The sequence below is a fragment of the Pseudoalteromonas translucida KMM 520 genome (genome assembly GCF_001465295.1).
Classification (GTDB): domain Bacteria; phylum Pseudomonadota; class Gammaproteobacteria; order Enterobacterales; family Alteromonadaceae; genus Pseudoalteromonas; species Pseudoalteromonas translucida.
This window is the reverse complement of the sequence record NZ_CP011034.1, coordinates 786,953-800,504: the sequence shown is the minus strand read 5'-3', so window position 1 is coordinate 800,504 and position 13,552 is coordinate 786,953. Positions and strand designations below refer to the sequence as shown.

Sequence of the window (13,552 nt, the reverse complement as noted above, 5' to 3'; positions counted from 1 at the left end):
TGCTATTGAATATTACCTAGGCGTTCAAAACGAACACCAGTTGGAACCCATCCTGGTAAAATGTCATCTGGGCCATTATCAAATTCAAAACTCATCCATATAAAGACAGCTTTACCCACCAAGTTTTCTTTTGGCACAAAACCCCAAAAGCGACTATCTTGGCTGTTATCGCGATTATCACCCATCATAAAATAATGATCAGCAGGAACAACCCATTCATCGGTAGGTGTACCCGGTTGCTGATAATAACGCCCTTTACGTTCAGGCGCCTGAGGGTTAATTAAAATATCATGACTTAGCGTAGTTAAGTTTTCATTTAAACGCGCTAATGCCATTGAGCCTTGCTTAAATTCGTCATCATTTATTAATTTAAAATCAATTTTATTAAATTCATTACAAAGCAGCTCACCCTGCTGGGTTTCACCTGCTTTACAATTTGGTTGAATATATAAACGCTTATCACGATAAACTATTTTATCGCCAGGCAAGCCTATTGTGCGTTTAATAAAATCGACCTTTTCGTCTAGCGGATATTTAAAAACAATAATATCACCACGCTCAGGCTCACCTACATCAACTAATTGACTGCGCCATACTGGATCTTTAATCCCGTACGAATACTTTTGCACTAAAATAAAATCTCCTACTAATAAAGTAGGCATCATTGAACCAGAAGGTATTTGAAACGGTTCAAACATAAACGATCTAAATATAGTGATAGCAGCAATCATCGGAAAAATCGACTTTGCTGTTTCTGTAAGCATAGGCTCTGGTGCAATTAATGCGGCAGTTTCTTCATCTAATTTACCACCTGCAGAAGCCTCTGCCATAGCCAAATGCGCGTTTCGTTTTGGCGCAAACATTAAGTGGTCTATTAACCATATTAAACCTGAGCCTAAGGTTAATAGCACCAATAAAACTGAAAAATAGCCAGCCATTTAAAATCCTTTGTTTTTATTTACCAACTTTTAAAATAGCTAAAAACGCTTCTTGAGGCACTTCAACGTTACCTACTTGTTTCATACGTTTTTTACCATCTTTTTGCTTTTTAAGTAGCTTTTTCTTACGACTCACGTCACCACCGTAACACTTAGCAATTACGTTTTTACGCATCTGTTTTATCGTAGTACGGGCAATAACATGTCCGCCAATAGCTGCCTGAATCGCAATATCAAACATTTGACGTGGAATTAGCTCTTTTAGCGCATCAGCAAGCTGACGACCACGAGATTGAGCAATATCACGATGTACAATAATAGCTAGTGCATCAACACGCTCAGAGTTGATTAAAATATCAACACGTACCATGTCTGATGTTTGAAAATGCTTAAAGGTGTAATCAAGTGAAGCAAAACCACGACTTGTAGACTTTAATTTATCGAAAAAGTCCATTACCACTTCGGCCATTGGTAGCTCATACGTGATTGCAACTTGCTTACCGTGGTAAGTCATTTTTGTTTGCATGCCACGTTTATCAACACACAAAGTAATAACATTACCTAAGTACTCTTGAGGCACTAAAATATTGGCTTCAACAATCGGCTCGCGAATTTCTAAAATATCGTTTACCGCAGGTAAGTCAGACGGGTTATCAATTTGGAATGTACCGTCTTTTTTAGTCACTATTTCGTAAATTACGGTTGGTGCTGTGGTGATTAAATCAATATCGTATTCACGTTCTAACCGCTCTTGAATAATTTCCATGTGCAGCATGCCTAAAAAGCCACAACGAAAACCAAAACCAAGTGCAGTTGAGTTCTCTGGTTCGAAAAATAACGACGCATCGTTTAAGCTTAATTTGTTAAGCGCATCACGAAACGATTCATATTCATCAGAAGCAATTGGGAACATACCCGCATACACTTGTGGTTTAATTTTTTGAAAACCAGGTAAACGCAACGGTGCCGCATTTTTTTGATGAGTAATGGTATCGCCCACTGGCGCACCATGTATTTCTTTAATTCCAGCAATTACAAAGCCTACTTCACCAGTTCTTAAAATACCTGTGTTAGTTTGCTTTGGTGTAAATACACCCACCTGATCGGCTGTGTGCACATGATCGTTCGACATGATTTTAATTTTGTCGCCGGTGCGTAGTTCACCGTGCTTAATACGTACTAGTGATACAACACCTTGGTATGGGTCAAACCATGAGTCAATTATAAGTGCTTGAAGAGGCGCATCTTTATCGCCAACCGGTGGTGGTACATCTTTAACTATCATTTCAAGTACTTCGGCAATACCAACGCCAGTTTTAGCGCTACATTGCACTGCATCTAGGGCATCAATACCAATAATATCTTCGATTTCTTCAGCCACGCGAAGCGGATCGGCTTGTGGTAAATCAATTTTATTAAGTACGGGTATTACTTCTAAGTTCATTTCTAGGGCGGTGTAACAGTTTGCCAGTGTTTGTGCTTCAACACCTTGGCCAGCATCTACAACGAGTAACGCACCTTCACATGCTGCCAATGAGCGTGATACTTCATAAGTAAAATCAACATGCCCTGGGGTGTCGATAAAGTTAAGCTGGTAGGTTTCGCCGTCGTTGGCTTTATAATTCAAGGTTACACTTTGCGCTTTAATGGTAATACCACGTTCGCGCTCAATATCCATTGAATCCAAAACCTGTTTTTGCATTTCGCGGTCGGTTAAACCACCACAAACTTGGATCAAACGATCTGAAAGGGTCGATTTACCATGGTCAATGTGGGCGATGATCGAAAAATTACGGATATGCTTCATAAACTGGATTCTAAACTCTATTTTTAATGGACTAAGTAGATATACCTAAACAACTTGAAAATATTTGTTTTTATATTTTCAAGTTGTTGTGGCGTAAGCGGGCAATTTTACATTTAATTGGCATCAATCACCATCTATTTGAGTTAAAGGAAGGCTAATTGGATGAATTTTTATCACTTTGATATCATGCCTGAATGATTTAACCCACATTTTAGCCATTAAAAAGCCAATACCACCACCCAAAGCAGCGGCTAAAATTTGCCATCCCTCGGTAACTAACAGTAATTCAGCAGCGACTAACGCAAAGGCTAAGCTTAAAAATAGCGGCAGCATATAGACGGTAAATGCGTGTTTAACAACGTGGCTATCATCGAGCGACAAGGTGATTTTTTGGCCCACCACTACGGGCGTGTCAAATTTGTAGGGAAAGGTTTTTTTAGCACTGCCAAATAACTTACTAAATACCTGCGATCCACAACGGCCATTACAGCCTTCGCATGCTTGTTTTTGTTGTGCCTCTAAATGTGCAATGTGGCCACTAAGGGCCACAACTTTTAAGGTTTGTTCAATCATAACAACTCTTTATAAATCGTTTATAATGCACGGATCACCGACTCTGCAATTTTTTTGGCGGCTAAACTAGGAATATTTCCCACTACCGAAACGTCAAAATTGCCGCCGTTGTGCACATAAACTGTAGTTGCCCCAGAAGTGAGTGAGCCACTTAAGCGCTTACCCGGCAAAGGTCTTTGTATAAATACCGATACTTCTACAAAGCCATCTGAAAATAAATAGTAGTCGGTTAATTCATTATTTAAATCTAATTTATGGCGGTCTGATTTTAATAATTCAAAGCCTGCTGGCAACCAGTCTATTTTCCACGTTTTTGCCGTATTACTGCTCAATGTTTCGAGTGAGTTATTTGGTAACGGGGTTGGAAAATTACGATTAAGTATTTCCAGCAACATACTCGCCGGCTGCTCTGTAACACTTATGTGGGTAAGTTGCAGTTGTTCTAAAGCTTCGCCTTGATGATTAACGTAGGCCGCTTTTAGCAATAAAGACGATTCCATATCAAGCCAAATCCAGTAGTTATATTTGTCTTCATCTTTAGATTCTATACGCACTAACTGAGCTGCTCTTCCTGATATACGTCCTTTTCCACCAAGTACAAAGTCATAATGGTTACTTAAACGCTCAACGTTTTTAAACAGTACTTCTGGAATTGGCCCAGCAATTGAATCGGTTGTAAGTGAATAAGGCTCTGATTGCGGCTCAAAATAAGTTACTTGGTTGTCAACGCGCACCATTTCTAGGCCCGCGCCATTGAGTAAACTTAAATGCTCTATCTCAATGTCACCTTGTTTTGCATGTACCCAACGGTAGGGTTCCATGGTTTTGCCTTTAACAACCACAAACGAGGCGTCAAAGTTACGGGTATGAACGGCATTTGCCATTTTAAGCAGTAAATCTTTGGCAGGATTGGTGTCGCTGGCAAAAGTATTAAAGCTGATTGCCAGCGACAGAATAAAAGTAATTACTTTCATTTAATTAGTTTTTTTCCTCTGTTTTTTTTGCATCCGTTTGCGCAGCCTCTAATGAATGGGCAACACGAGCTTGGCGTTGATGCTCTAAAACAAGTGCGCCAATACGTTGCTGCTGCAATTCACGCAAACCATTTTCTGCATTTTTAAGCGCGGGCTCCGATGAATAACTCACTGGTGATGCAATACCTGTAAAAGGCGTTGTTTGCAGTAATGGAATTTCGCTTTGTTGCGCGCCATCGCCCTGTGGCAACATATTTACGCCTACAATTGCAAACATAGCAACACTTGCTGCAATCGCAAGTTGTGCCACTGGCTTGCGCCAATTAAATACCACAACTTTATTGTCGTTTATAGTATCACTTTGCGGCGCAGATTGCGCTTTAGACTGACTGAAGTCTGCATATACTGGTTCGCTTTCGAGTGCTAACGCAACACGCTTGCTAATATCAATATGAATATCGCTGTGATCTTTTTGAGCTCGCATTGCATCACCAATTAACGCATAACGGCCAAAGGTAGCAACGTCTTGCTCTGCAATTTTCGCATCTGCTAGTTGTTGCTCGCCGTCAAGTAATGCAGATAACGATTCGTCATCTAACCTGTTAACGTGTGCTTTTATCATACTAAGACTCGCCTATTAATGGGTTTAATTTGTTATCAATTGCTTCACGGGCACGAAATATACGCGAACGTACCGTCCCGACTGGGCAATCCATTACCACGGCTATTTCTTCATAGCTCATCCCTTCAATTTCTCTAAGGGTGATTGCGGTTTTAAGATCTTCAGGCAAACTATCAATCGTATTAAAAATAACAGCGCGTACTTCTTCGCTCAGCAGTAAATTTTCAGGAGATGCGTTAGAACGCATTGAGTCCGCGCAGTCATAAAATTCGGCATCTTGTGCGTCTATATCACTTGCAGGCGGTTTACGCCCCTGAGCTACTAAATAATTTTTAGCACAATTTACTGCAATACGGTACAACCAAGTATAAAAGGCACTATCGCCCCTAAAGTTAGGAAGCGCACGATAAGCTTTTATAAACGCTTCTTGTGCTACATCTGCAATATCACCTTGATTTGACACATAACGTGAGATCAAACCGGCAATTTTGTTTTGATACTTCTTTACTAATAGGTTGAAGGCGTTTTTATCTCCTTGCTGAACCCTTTTTACTAGCGCTAAATCTTGATCCTGCTCGCTCATTCGAGCCGGTACTCCTGTGTCTAATTTTTGCTTATCATTCATAGTGTCGCCATTGTTCACAGATACTCTGACTCTTACATGAATAAAAAGTTCTGCTTTATATTGTTTTTTTATTAAATAGTCGTAAATAACCGTAGTTAGAGCCAAAATTACTACTTGGTATGATGGCAAATATGATACAACTACCACTATTGAAAACAAACATTGCTCTATATGGGCATTGTAACCGCAAAGTACCTCTGACATGAACCAAAATAAACATCACATTGCAGATGTCGCTATTATCGGTAGCGGCGCAGCGGGCTTATCACTTGCCTTATCTTTAGCTAACTATTGTAACGTTACCGTAATCAGTAAGGGAGCACTCACTGAAGGTTCCACACTCTATGCCCAAGGTGGTATAGCCGCGGTATTTGATAAGAAACATGACAGTATAGAATCACATGTGCAAGACACGCTCGACGCGGGCGGTGGCTTATGCGACAAAGAAGCAGTGCACTATACCGCTAGTAATGCCCACGATTGTTTGCAATGGTTAATTAATCAAGGCGTACCGTTTGATATAGAGCTGGATAGCCATGGGAAAGAGCGTTTTCATTTAACGCGTGAAGGCGGCCACAGCCACCGACGCATATTACACGCCGCCGACGCTACTGGTAAAGCCGTACAAACAACATTAATCAGCCAAGTTCAAACCCACAAAAACATCACCCTGTTAGAGCACTACAACGCTATTGATTTAATTACAGATAAAAGCGGCAATCAAGCCAGCTCGCATATAAATGGCATGTATGTATGGAATAAAAATGCTAAAAAAGTAGAAACAATTGCGGCTAAATTTGTTGCTTTAGCGACGGGTGGCGCCAGTAAAGTGTATTTATATACTTCAAACCCTGATGTTTCCAGTGGTGATGGTATTGCTATGGCATGGCGTGCGGGCTGTAGAGTGGCGAACATGGAATTTAACCAGTTTCATCCAACCAGTTTGTACCACCCTGAATTACAAAACTTTTTAATTACCGAAGCAATGCGTGGTGAAGGCGCCTATTTAAGACGCCCCGACGGCAGCCGATTTATGCATGAGTTTGATGAGCGTGAAGAGCTTGCTCCTCGCGATATTGTTGCTCGCGCTATCGACTTTGAAATGAAACGTTTGGGTGCCAATTGCGTATTTTTAGATATTAGTCACAAAGATAAAGATTTTATTATTGAGCACTTTCCCACTATATATGCAAAGTGCCTAAGTGTCGGGCTCGATATTACTAAAGACCCTATTCCTGTTGTACCTGCAGCGCATTATACCTGTGGCGGAGTAATGACTGACTTTAATGGCAAAACCGATTTAGATAACTTATATGCAGTAGGCGAAGTTGCTTATACTGGCTTACATGGCGCTAATCGTATGGCGAGTAATTCATTACTAGAGTGTATTGTGTTTGCCCATGCGGCTGCAAAAGACATTTTAAGCAAAATTGAACATGCACCAGAGCCCATTAACCTGCCGCACTGGGATGAAAGCCGCGTAGCTAATTCAGATGAAGAAATAGTGATTACTCACAACTGGCATGAACTAAGGTTATTTATGTGGGACTACGTGGGTATTGTGCGCTCAACAAAACGTTTAGAGCGGGCGCTACATAGAGTTGAGTTGTTACAGCAAGAAATACATGACTATTACGCTAACTTTAGAGTTAGTAATAACTTGTTAGAACTACGTAATTTGGTACAAGTTGCCGAACTAATTATTCGCAGTGCACTTGAGCGTAAAGAAAGCCGTGGCCTGCATTACACTATTGATTATCCAGAGCAAAACGCTAATCCAACGCCTACTATTTTAACTCCACAGCGTTAATTGCATTAAGTGTGGCGCGTTTTAGACGCGCATAGCTTTGTACATCAACACTATTGGCTGTAATAATCAGCCAATAGTTGTTATTAAAACCCTTAATATAAAGCCAAACACTGTTGCCAATTAAGCGGCTTTTAGCACTTATTTCGCCTTGAATTAACCGTGTGTTATTTTCAAACCTAAACTGCTTTGGGGCTAAAATAATAACGCCTTCGAGTGGCTGTACTGCCTGCATTTTTAGCCATACAAGTATGGCCGCTACAAGGTTAACAACCATGCAAAAAATTATTGCCTCAAATGAACTTAAAAATAAGCACAGCAATAATGTTAAAACACAAAAAAAGACCACTATAGGTTTATGGTCTGTTTTGTTTGCTGTAACCGTAAACCTATACACGAACTCGGTCTAAAATAAGTTGTACCATGCTGTTAAGCTGCTCATCTTTACATTCTTTATGGCCCATAAACCAAGCAAATAAGTCAGGATCTTCTTCGGTAAGTAAACGCTGAAAAATAGCTTGCTGTTCAACGCTAAGTGAATCAAAAGCATCTTCTACAAAGGGCATAAACAATACATCTAGCTCTAGCATGCCACGGCGACAAGCCCAACGGATACGTGCTTTACTATGAATTTCAGTCATTTTAAACCTCATATTTAATTGACTTGAGTTTAACAAATACCAATTAATTTAGCAGCTCTTAATCACTTATTAAAATAATAAAAACCCGCACTGAGTTAGCTGCTGTACCCAAGGTTGTATCTACGTTATTATGTCACCTCATTAAGTAGTCAAAGAAGGTGTTTATGTCGATTGTTCATGCGTGTGCTTTATCTCATCAGCTTATTAGCCTCTCTGGCGCAGATAAATTATCTTATCTTCACGGACAAATCACTCAGGATATCAACAAGCTAACCAATAACAATCATCTTTGGGCCGGGCACTGTAGCGCCAAAGGTAAGTTATGGGGCGTGTTTAAATTATTTTCTCATCAAGATCATTACTATTTAATTGGCTCTAAGGCTGAGGTAGAGTGCTCTTTAACCGAGTTAAAAAAATATGCGGTATTTGCTAAAGTAGACATTAACGTAGCACCACAGCGATTAATTGGCTTAATTAGCGACGACTTTACTGAGTTACTCACACAACTTAATATCGAATTTACAGCGCAAGACACTGCATGCGATTTTAGCCATGGTAAAGCTCTTAAGCTTACCGGCAATCGACTTCTACTAATGGTAGATGAGCAATTTAACTTGCCTGATAACGTAGTAACGCTTGATAACGATATGCTATGGCAACAAGCTGCTATTTTAGCTGGCGAGCCGCAGCTTAATGAGCAAGCCATTGGTGAATACGTGCCGCAAATGGTTAACTTGCAAGCAATCGGTGGCATTAGCTTTAAAAAAGGCTGTTACACCGGACAAGAAACCGTAGCGCGAATGAAGTACTTAGGTAAAAATAAGCGTGCTATGTATATCGTTTCAGGGCAAAGCGATGGGTTACTCACTGAGTTGGATCTAGAAAGACAACTAGGCGAAAACTGGCGCCGCGCTGGTCAACTTATTAGCCAGAGCTTTAATGAACAAAGTAAAACACTTACTGGCCTTGTAGTGTTGCCAAACGATACTGATGTTACTCAGGTACTTCGTGCAAAACACACTCCTTCGGTAGAGCTAAACATTCTTCCTCTACCCTACTCTCTTGAAGATGAATAAATAGGACTGACTATGATCGTTGCAGCAAACAAAGTGGTAAAAATGCATTATTCGGTATTAGATAATGACGGTAATACCATTGATAACTCGTTCGATGGCGAACCACTAATTTTTATTATTGGCACCGGCTATCTAATTTCAGGCCTAGAAAAAGCTCTGCAAGGTAAACAAGCTGGCGACACGTTAAGCGTAAAAGTTGAACCTGATGAAGGTTACGGCGAGCGTAGTGACAACTTAATGCAAGCTGTGCCTAAAGAAATGTTTGAAGGCATGGAAATTGAAGTGGGCATGCAATTTCGTGCATCAACCGATGATGGCGATCAATCAGTCATGATCATCGACATTCAAGACGAAGAAGTTATTGTAGATGGTAATAACCCACTAGCCGGTATTACGCTTAACTTTAATGTAGAAATTTTAGAAGTACGCGATGCAACCGAAGAAGAGCTAAGCCATGGTCATGTACATGGTGAAGGCGGTTGTGGTCACGACCACTAAAATCCCCTAAGCAAATAAAAAAAGCGCCTTAGGCGCTTTTTTTGTTACTAAACTTAATTTAATTACATTTTAAACTGCAGCTGGTTTAGCATCATCTGTAGCTGCTTTAAGTGTTTCTGCAGGTGCTATTTTACCTTCAAGCGCTGCGAGTAAGCCTTGCTGATCATTAGTGCCAACTCTGTATAAAGTGCCATCTTTAAGGGTGAGTTGAATAGCACTAAAGCCAGACACTGTATATATCCAGCCATCGTGGGTAATACGAATACCAATACCATGTCGATACGAGTTTTGCACCGCTTTAGCTTCTGCAATATCTGCAAGTGCAATACTTTGCCCAGCAACACCAGGACCAAATGCCCAACTAATATGAGTGTCATTTACTTTAACGGTTAAGCCATGAAACAAAAAACCCACCAGCACTAAAATACCGGCAAACACCATAAGTGGGCCATCAGCCCCAATTAAATTCCAGGCAAGGGCTACAAAGCCACCAATCCAGGCTAATACAAAAAATATAAATAGCGCATACTGTTTATGCTGATACATAACACTCTCAAAATTAAATAACGATACGATTAAAAATAAAACAACTTAAAAGCTATAAACTAATGTTGCGCTGAGCTCTGAGTCAAACTTGAGCTTATTTTCTTCAGGTTTGGAATTATAACGATACATATAAGCAAACTTAAGTGATACCCCACCAATTACTTGGCTGATCAAGGCTGTTTCTGATTTTAATCGTGAATTAAGCCCCGACAAAGACTGCTCTATACTTACATCTTGATTAAAGCGCGTTCGCTCAGAAACCAACCGCTCCCATTGCATAGCAAAGCGCACTAAATAACCTACTTTGTTTTTATCATCTTCGCTAACATCAGATTGCTCCTCAGCCACAGAGCGATACAAACCAGGCCCTATATCAATATCCACTTTATTTTTAACGCCTTGGTACACGCGCGCACCATAACCTGTTGCTACGGTACTTTTAAATGCTAGACCGCTAAATTGATCTTCTTCGTAATCGCCATAAATAAAAAATGAGGAGTTTTTAACACCTACTTTGTAGTTACCTTGCGCCGATATAAACACCCGGTTAGCGGTCACATCAGACTTTCCGGTGTCATCGTTATGATCGCGTTTGTATAAGGAATCTATTTTAAATTGATTACGCCAGCTTTCAAAATCTTGATAAAGGTTACCTTTGAGTTTAAAACTGGTCGAATTAGTATTGCCTTTACTTAATATAAAGCCAAATTCGGTGTCGCCGTAAAGCATTTCGCCTTTGTGTAAATCATGAATTTCTTCATCCGAGAGCTGTCCGTATTCATGAAAATCTTCAAAAGGATCGACAGCCCAACTTGGGCGGCAAACCATTAAAAAAATTAAGAATAAAAACTTACGCAAAACACTCTCTCTTGTAGGTGATCATAAAATAACTTTAACTAAAACTGAGTTACTCAGTCTCTTTCCATAAAATGTGACAAAAAGGCGCGTCTTTATCACGGCTAATTAAAATTTTAGCGAATAACACATCGTCATTTTCAAATTCTAAGCCTACTAACACCTGCAAAAAATGATCAGCTTCAATTTCTAGAGCAACAAAATCCTGCCATTGCTCATCGGGCTCACCCTCTTCAATAAAACCAAGTTCTTCTCTGTATTGATTAAAAGTTTCAACGTCTTGCTCATTCAGGTTGCTTGGAGCCAACTCTAAAAAAATATCGTACGCTTGATGAGTTGCTTCTTCTTCTGTGTATAAACGCGGGCCTGACATGAGTAGTTAACCTTTGAGCTTTTAAAGTATGATCATAATACCAAAAGTTATCGCTGTTTTGAGAAAAAAACGCTGAAAAAACTGACTTTCTTCAGTCTCTTAATTGTTATAAGTAAAATCAATCAATTGAGACCTGCCGCTAGCCAATAAATTCATTTTATTTTAATCAACTACGCTCACTTTACTTAACTTAAATAACATCATAAGCTCAGGCAACAGGTCAGAGGAGTGCAAAATGATAAAATTAGAAAAACAACAAGGCATTGCAATTGTCACACTAAGCAGAGCGCAAAAACAAAATGCTTTAAGCTTTGCTATGTTTGTTGAGCTTAATAAAATAATAAAAAAGCTTAAAAAAGATCGCAGCATCCGCGCCGTCGTTTTAAAAGGCGAAGGCGATCACTTTTGCGCGGGGCTAGATATAGCCGCAGTGATGGCGTCGCCGCTTAATATTATTAAATTATTATTTAAATGGTTACCTGGCAATAAAAATTTAGCCCAGCGAGTAGTACTGGGTTGGCAATCGCTTAGCGTGCCGGTTATTGCCCAAATTAATGGCAACTGCCTTGGCGGTGGATTACAAATTGCACTGGGCGCTGACTATAGAATAGTGCACCACGATGCCCAATTTGCCATTATGGAAGCACGCTGGGGATTATGCCCTGATATGGGGGCTAATGTTGTAATGAGCGGTTTAGTAAAACGCGATCAAGCACTTTGGCTTGCCAGCCATGCTAATCCAATAAGTGCACTACAAGCAAAAGAGCTTGGCTTGGTCACTCAAGTAACTGATGACACCGAAGCCGCCACACAAAAAATGTTGGAAATACTATTAGCCCGCTCGCCCGACACCCTGGCGGCAATTAAGCGCGTTACCCAGCAAAGCTATAAAACTCAGCAACGCAACATACTCGCCAAAGAAACCTTTAGCCAAATTAGATTATTACTTAGTCCAAATACCAAAAAGGCAATTGCTAAAGCAAAAGGTAAAACCGATATTCATTATGCCAATCCTAAACGCTGGTAAGATGATGCATGCATAAATAACAGAGATTTGTTAAAGTAAAATTCCTGACTTTCCAATGAGTTCTCTAATGAAATATGTGTTAAGTAGCGCAATTATTTTACTCTGCTTAGCGGCGGCTAAATTCATTATGCACAGTATTGGCGGCAGTTTTCCTGCGCCTTTGCTGGCAATGGTTATCTTATTGCTGCTCCTGTTAACCGGCATAGTAAAAGAGCATCAATTAAAGCCCTGCGCTTCACCTATTTTAAATATTATGCCCATCTTTTTTATTCCTGCGGGGGTTGGCTTTATTGAGCACCTTGGCTTAATAAAGTCGCATTGGCCTTTTTTAGTTGCCATTATATTGCTAGTTCCTATTAGCACCTTATTGTTAGTTAGTAGCGTTATTGCCTACTTTAAAGGACGCGTAAATAATGACTGAGCAACTAAAATCGCTAACAGCACAACTAACCCCAGATTTATGGTGGCTTAGCGTTCCGGTTATTATTGCGCTGTTTTTATTATTAAGGCTACTTAACCAGCGGGTTAAGCATGTTATTTTAAAATCGCTTACTAACCCTGTATTTTTAAGTATAGCTATTATTGCTTTACTCTTGGTTAATTTAAACTTGCCTTACACTAAATTTGCTAGCCACAGCCAATTACTAAGTTGGCTGTTAGAGCCCGCTATTGTGGCACTAGCATTACCTTTATATCAGCAGTTTGTTCATGTACGTAAAAACTTACTCTTAATCGTAACCACTTGTAGTTTAGGGATTATTAACGCCACTGTAGTGGCTTTTTTACTTAGCATGATATTTGCTGTACCCACACAACTTAGCGCCTCAGTTGCAGCATTGAGTGTAACAACCCCTATAACGCTAATTGTAACCGAGTCATTAGGCGGTATTGACTCGCTCGCCGCTGCCTTGGTTATTTTTATTGGTTTATTGGGGGCTTTATTTGGCTTTATACTTTTTAAACTAATTAAAATTTATAACCATGAAGCGCAAGGCGTTGCCATGGGAACTGCCTGTCACGCTATTGGCACCGCGGCGGCATTGGTTGAGCATCCTAAAATAGGTGCATTTTCATCGGTTGCCATGGCATTAAGTGCGCTTTTAACGGCTGTAATAGTACCGTTTTTATATCCAATCTTAGTCAACACTTTGCTATAGTTAGCAAAAATATTTAATAGCCACCTTAAGAGC

17 protein-coding genes are annotated in these 13,552 nt (G+C 40.0%); 6 read left to right on the top strand and 11 right to left on the bottom strand.

Annotation, left to right across the window (positions count from 1 at the left end; all coding sequences use genetic code 11):
• Nucleotides 1-2: 2 nt before the first annotated feature.
• The 6 genes from lepB to rpoE form a co-directional block, all read right to left on the bottom strand.
• Nucleotides 3-938, bottom strand: coding sequence for a signal peptidase I (lepB, locus tag PTRA_RS03700; RefSeq protein WP_058372740.1), 936 nt, complete (start codon nt 936-938; stop codon nt 3-5).
• Between the two features lie 16 nt (nt 939-954).
• Nucleotides 955-2,745, bottom strand: coding sequence for a translation elongation factor 4 (gene lepA, locus PTRA_RS03695; protein ID WP_058372739.1), 1,791 nt, complete (start codon nt 2,743-2,745; stop codon nt 955-957).
• Nucleotides 2,746-2,868: 123 nt separating this feature from the next.
• Nucleotides 2,869-3,318 carry a SoxR reducing system RseC family protein gene (locus tag PTRA_RS03690; RefSeq protein WP_058372738.1) on the bottom strand — a complete coding sequence of 150 codons (450 nt, stop codon included), beginning with the start codon at nt 3,316-3,318 and terminating at the stop codon, nt 2,869-2,871.
• Between the two features lie 20 nt (nt 3,319-3,338).
• On the bottom strand, nt 3,339-4,292 hold the full coding sequence (locus tag PTRA_RS03685; protein ID WP_058372737.1) for a MucB/RseB C-terminal domain-containing protein: 954 nt from the start codon (nt 4,290-4,292) through the stop codon (nt 3,339-3,341).
• A gap of 4 nt (nt 4,293-4,296) precedes the next feature.
• On the bottom strand, nt 4,297-4,914 hold the full coding sequence (locus PTRA_RS03680; protein WP_058372736.1) for a sigma-E factor negative regulatory protein: 618 nt from the start codon (nt 4,912-4,914) through the stop codon (nt 4,297-4,299).
• A gap of 1 nt (nt 4,915) precedes the next feature.
• A complete protein-coding gene (gene rpoE / locus PTRA_RS03675; RefSeq protein WP_011327422.1) occupies nt 4,916-5,497 on the bottom strand; it encodes an RNA polymerase sigma factor RpoE in 582 nt (193 codons plus the stop codon).
• A 244-nt stretch (nt 5,498-5,741) separates the two neighbouring features.
• Here rpoE and nadB point away from each other — a divergent pair, with 244 nt between their 5' ends.
• Entirely contained in the window at nt 5,742-7,349 is a 1,608-nt protein-coding gene (gene nadB, locus PTRA_RS03670) for an L-aspartate oxidase (RefSeq protein WP_058372735.1), read from the top strand.
• Here nadB and PTRA_RS03665 read toward each other — a convergent pair.
• Together PTRA_RS03665 and PTRA_RS03660 are read right to left on the bottom strand one after the other, a co-directional pair.
• Nucleotides 7,327-7,623, bottom strand: a complete 297-nt coding sequence (locus PTRA_RS03665) for a hypothetical protein (RefSeq protein ID WP_058372734.1) — start codon at nt 7,621-7,623, stop codon at nt 7,327-7,329. The genes nadB and PTRA_RS03665 overlap by 23 nt on opposite strands.
• 112 nt (nt 7,624-7,735) lie before the next feature.
• The gene (locus tag PTRA_RS03660) at nt 7,736-7,987 is read right to left on the bottom strand and encodes an FAD assembly factor SdhE (RefSeq protein WP_011327419.1); all 252 of its coding nucleotides are present in this window, start codon (nt 7,985-7,987) and stop codon (nt 7,736-7,738) included.
• Nucleotides 7,988-8,151: 164 nt separating this feature from the next.
• On the opposite strand from PTRA_RS03660, the gene ygfZ reads away from it, so the two are divergent.
• Together ygfZ and PTRA_RS03650 are read left to right on the top strand one after the other, a co-directional pair.
• Entirely contained in the window at nt 8,152-9,063 is a 912-nt protein-coding gene (ygfZ, locus tag PTRA_RS03655; RefSeq protein ID WP_058372733.1) for a tRNA-modifying protein YgfZ, read from the top strand.
• Nucleotides 9,064-9,075: 12 nt separating this feature from the next.
• Nucleotides 9,076-9,561 carry an FKBP-type peptidyl-prolyl cis-trans isomerase gene (locus tag PTRA_RS03650; RefSeq protein ID WP_058372732.1) on the top strand — a complete coding sequence of 162 codons (486 nt, stop codon included), beginning with the start codon at nt 9,076-9,078 and terminating at the stop codon, nt 9,559-9,561.
• A 69-nt stretch (nt 9,562-9,630) separates the two neighbouring features.
• Here the strand turns inward: PTRA_RS03650 and PTRA_RS03645 are convergent, their stop codons facing one another.
• The 3 genes from PTRA_RS03645 to PTRA_RS03635 form a co-directional block, all read right to left on the bottom strand.
• Nucleotides 9,631-10,107 (bottom strand): hypothetical protein, encoded by a 477-nt coding sequence (locus tag PTRA_RS03645; RefSeq protein ID WP_058372731.1) that lies wholly within the window; start codon nt 10,105-10,107, stop codon nt 9,631-9,633.
• Between the two features lie 45 nt (nt 10,108-10,152).
• Complete coding sequence (locus PTRA_RS03640; protein WP_099046584.1) at nt 10,153-10,935, bottom strand: DUF481 domain-containing protein; 783 nt, start codon at nt 10,933-10,935, stop codon at nt 10,153-10,155.
• A 79-nt stretch (nt 10,936-11,014) separates the two neighbouring features.
• The gene (locus PTRA_RS03635; RefSeq protein WP_058372729.1) at nt 11,015-11,335 is read right to left on the bottom strand and encodes an HI1450 family dsDNA-mimic protein; all 321 of its coding nucleotides are present in this window, start codon (nt 11,333-11,335) and stop codon (nt 11,015-11,017) included.
• 235 nt (nt 11,336-11,570) lie between these two features.
• On the opposite strand from PTRA_RS03635, the gene PTRA_RS03630 reads away from it, so the two are divergent.
• From PTRA_RS03630 to PTRA_RS03620, 3 genes are all read left to right on the top strand, one after another.
• Nucleotides 11,571-12,362: a crotonase/enoyl-CoA hydratase family protein gene (locus PTRA_RS03630; protein WP_058372728.1), complete on the top strand. Its 792-nt coding sequence runs from the start codon at nt 11,571-11,573 to the stop codon at nt 12,360-12,362.
• 67 nt (nt 12,363-12,429) lie between these two features.
• Nucleotides 12,430-12,783 (top strand): CidA/LrgA family protein, encoded by a 354-nt coding sequence (locus tag PTRA_RS03625; RefSeq protein WP_058372727.1) that lies wholly within the window; start codon nt 12,430-12,432, stop codon nt 12,781-12,783.
• A complete protein-coding gene (locus tag PTRA_RS03620) occupies nt 12,776-13,519 on the top strand; it encodes an LrgB family protein (RefSeq protein WP_058372726.1) in 744 nt (247 codons plus the stop codon). Before PTRA_RS03625 ends, PTRA_RS03620 begins: the two co-directional genes overlap by 8 nt.
• Nucleotides 13,520-13,552 lie beyond the last annotated feature (33 nt).

Bases quoted from the DNA above. Each gene is read 5' to 3' on its own strand.
- PTRA_RS03650 (WP_058372732.1), top strand. From the start codon at position 9,076: ATGATCGTTGCAGCAAACAAAGTGGTAAAAATGCATTATTCGGTATTA.
- PTRA_RS03665 (WP_058372734.1), bottom strand. From the start codon at position 7,623: ATGGTTGTTAACCTTGTAGCGGCCATACTTGTATGGCTAAAAATGCAG.
- nadB (WP_058372735.1), top strand. From the start codon at position 5,742: ATGAACCAAAATAAACATCACATTGCAGATGTCGCTATTATCGGTAGC.
- PTRA_RS03620 (WP_058372726.1), top strand. From the start codon at position 12,776: ATGACTGAGCAACTAAAATCGCTAACAGCACAACTAACCCCAGATTTA.
- PTRA_RS03680 (WP_058372736.1), bottom strand. From the start codon at position 4,914: ATGATAAAAGCACACGTTAACAGGTTAGATGACGAATCGTTATCTGCA.
- PTRA_RS03645 (WP_058372731.1), bottom strand. From the start codon at position 10,107: ATGTATCAGCATAAACAGTATGCGCTATTTATATTTTTTGTATTAGCC.
- ygfZ (WP_058372733.1), top strand. From the start codon at position 8,152: ATGTCGATTGTTCATGCGTGTGCTTTATCTCATCAGCTTATTAGCCTC.
- lepA (WP_058372739.1), bottom strand. From the start codon at position 2,745: ATGAAGCATATCCGTAATTTTTCGATCATCGCCCACATTGACCATGGT.
- PTRA_RS03630 (WP_058372728.1), top strand. From the start codon at position 11,571: ATGATAAAATTAGAAAAACAACAAGGCATTGCAATTGTCACACTAAGC.
- PTRA_RS03690 (WP_058372738.1), bottom strand. From the start codon at position 3,318: ATGATTGAACAAACCTTAAAAGTTGTGGCCCTTAGTGGCCACATTGCA.
- rpoE (WP_011327422.1), bottom strand. From the start codon at position 5,497: ATGAGCGAGCAGGATCAAGATTTAGCGCTAGTAAAAAGGGTTCAGCAA.
- PTRA_RS03635 (WP_058372729.1), bottom strand. From the start codon at position 11,335: ATGTCAGGCCCGCGTTTATACACAGAAGAAGAAGCAACTCATCAAGCG.
- PTRA_RS03685 (WP_058372737.1), bottom strand. From the start codon at position 4,292: ATGAAAGTAATTACTTTTATTCTGTCGCTGGCAATCAGCTTTAATACT.
- PTRA_RS03640 (WP_099046584.1), bottom strand. From the start codon at position 10,935: ATGGTTTGCCGCCCAAGTTGGGCTGTCGATCCTTTTGAAGATTTTCAT.
- lepB (WP_058372740.1), bottom strand. From the start codon at position 938: ATGGCTGGCTATTTTTCAGTTTTATTGGTGCTATTAACCTTAGGCTCA.
- PTRA_RS03660 (WP_011327419.1), bottom strand. From the start codon at position 7,987: ATGACTGAAATTCATAGTAAAGCACGTATCCGTTGGGCTTGTCGCCGT.
- PTRA_RS03625 (WP_058372727.1), top strand. From the start codon at position 12,430: ATGAAATATGTGTTAAGTAGCGCAATTATTTTACTCTGCTTAGCGGCG.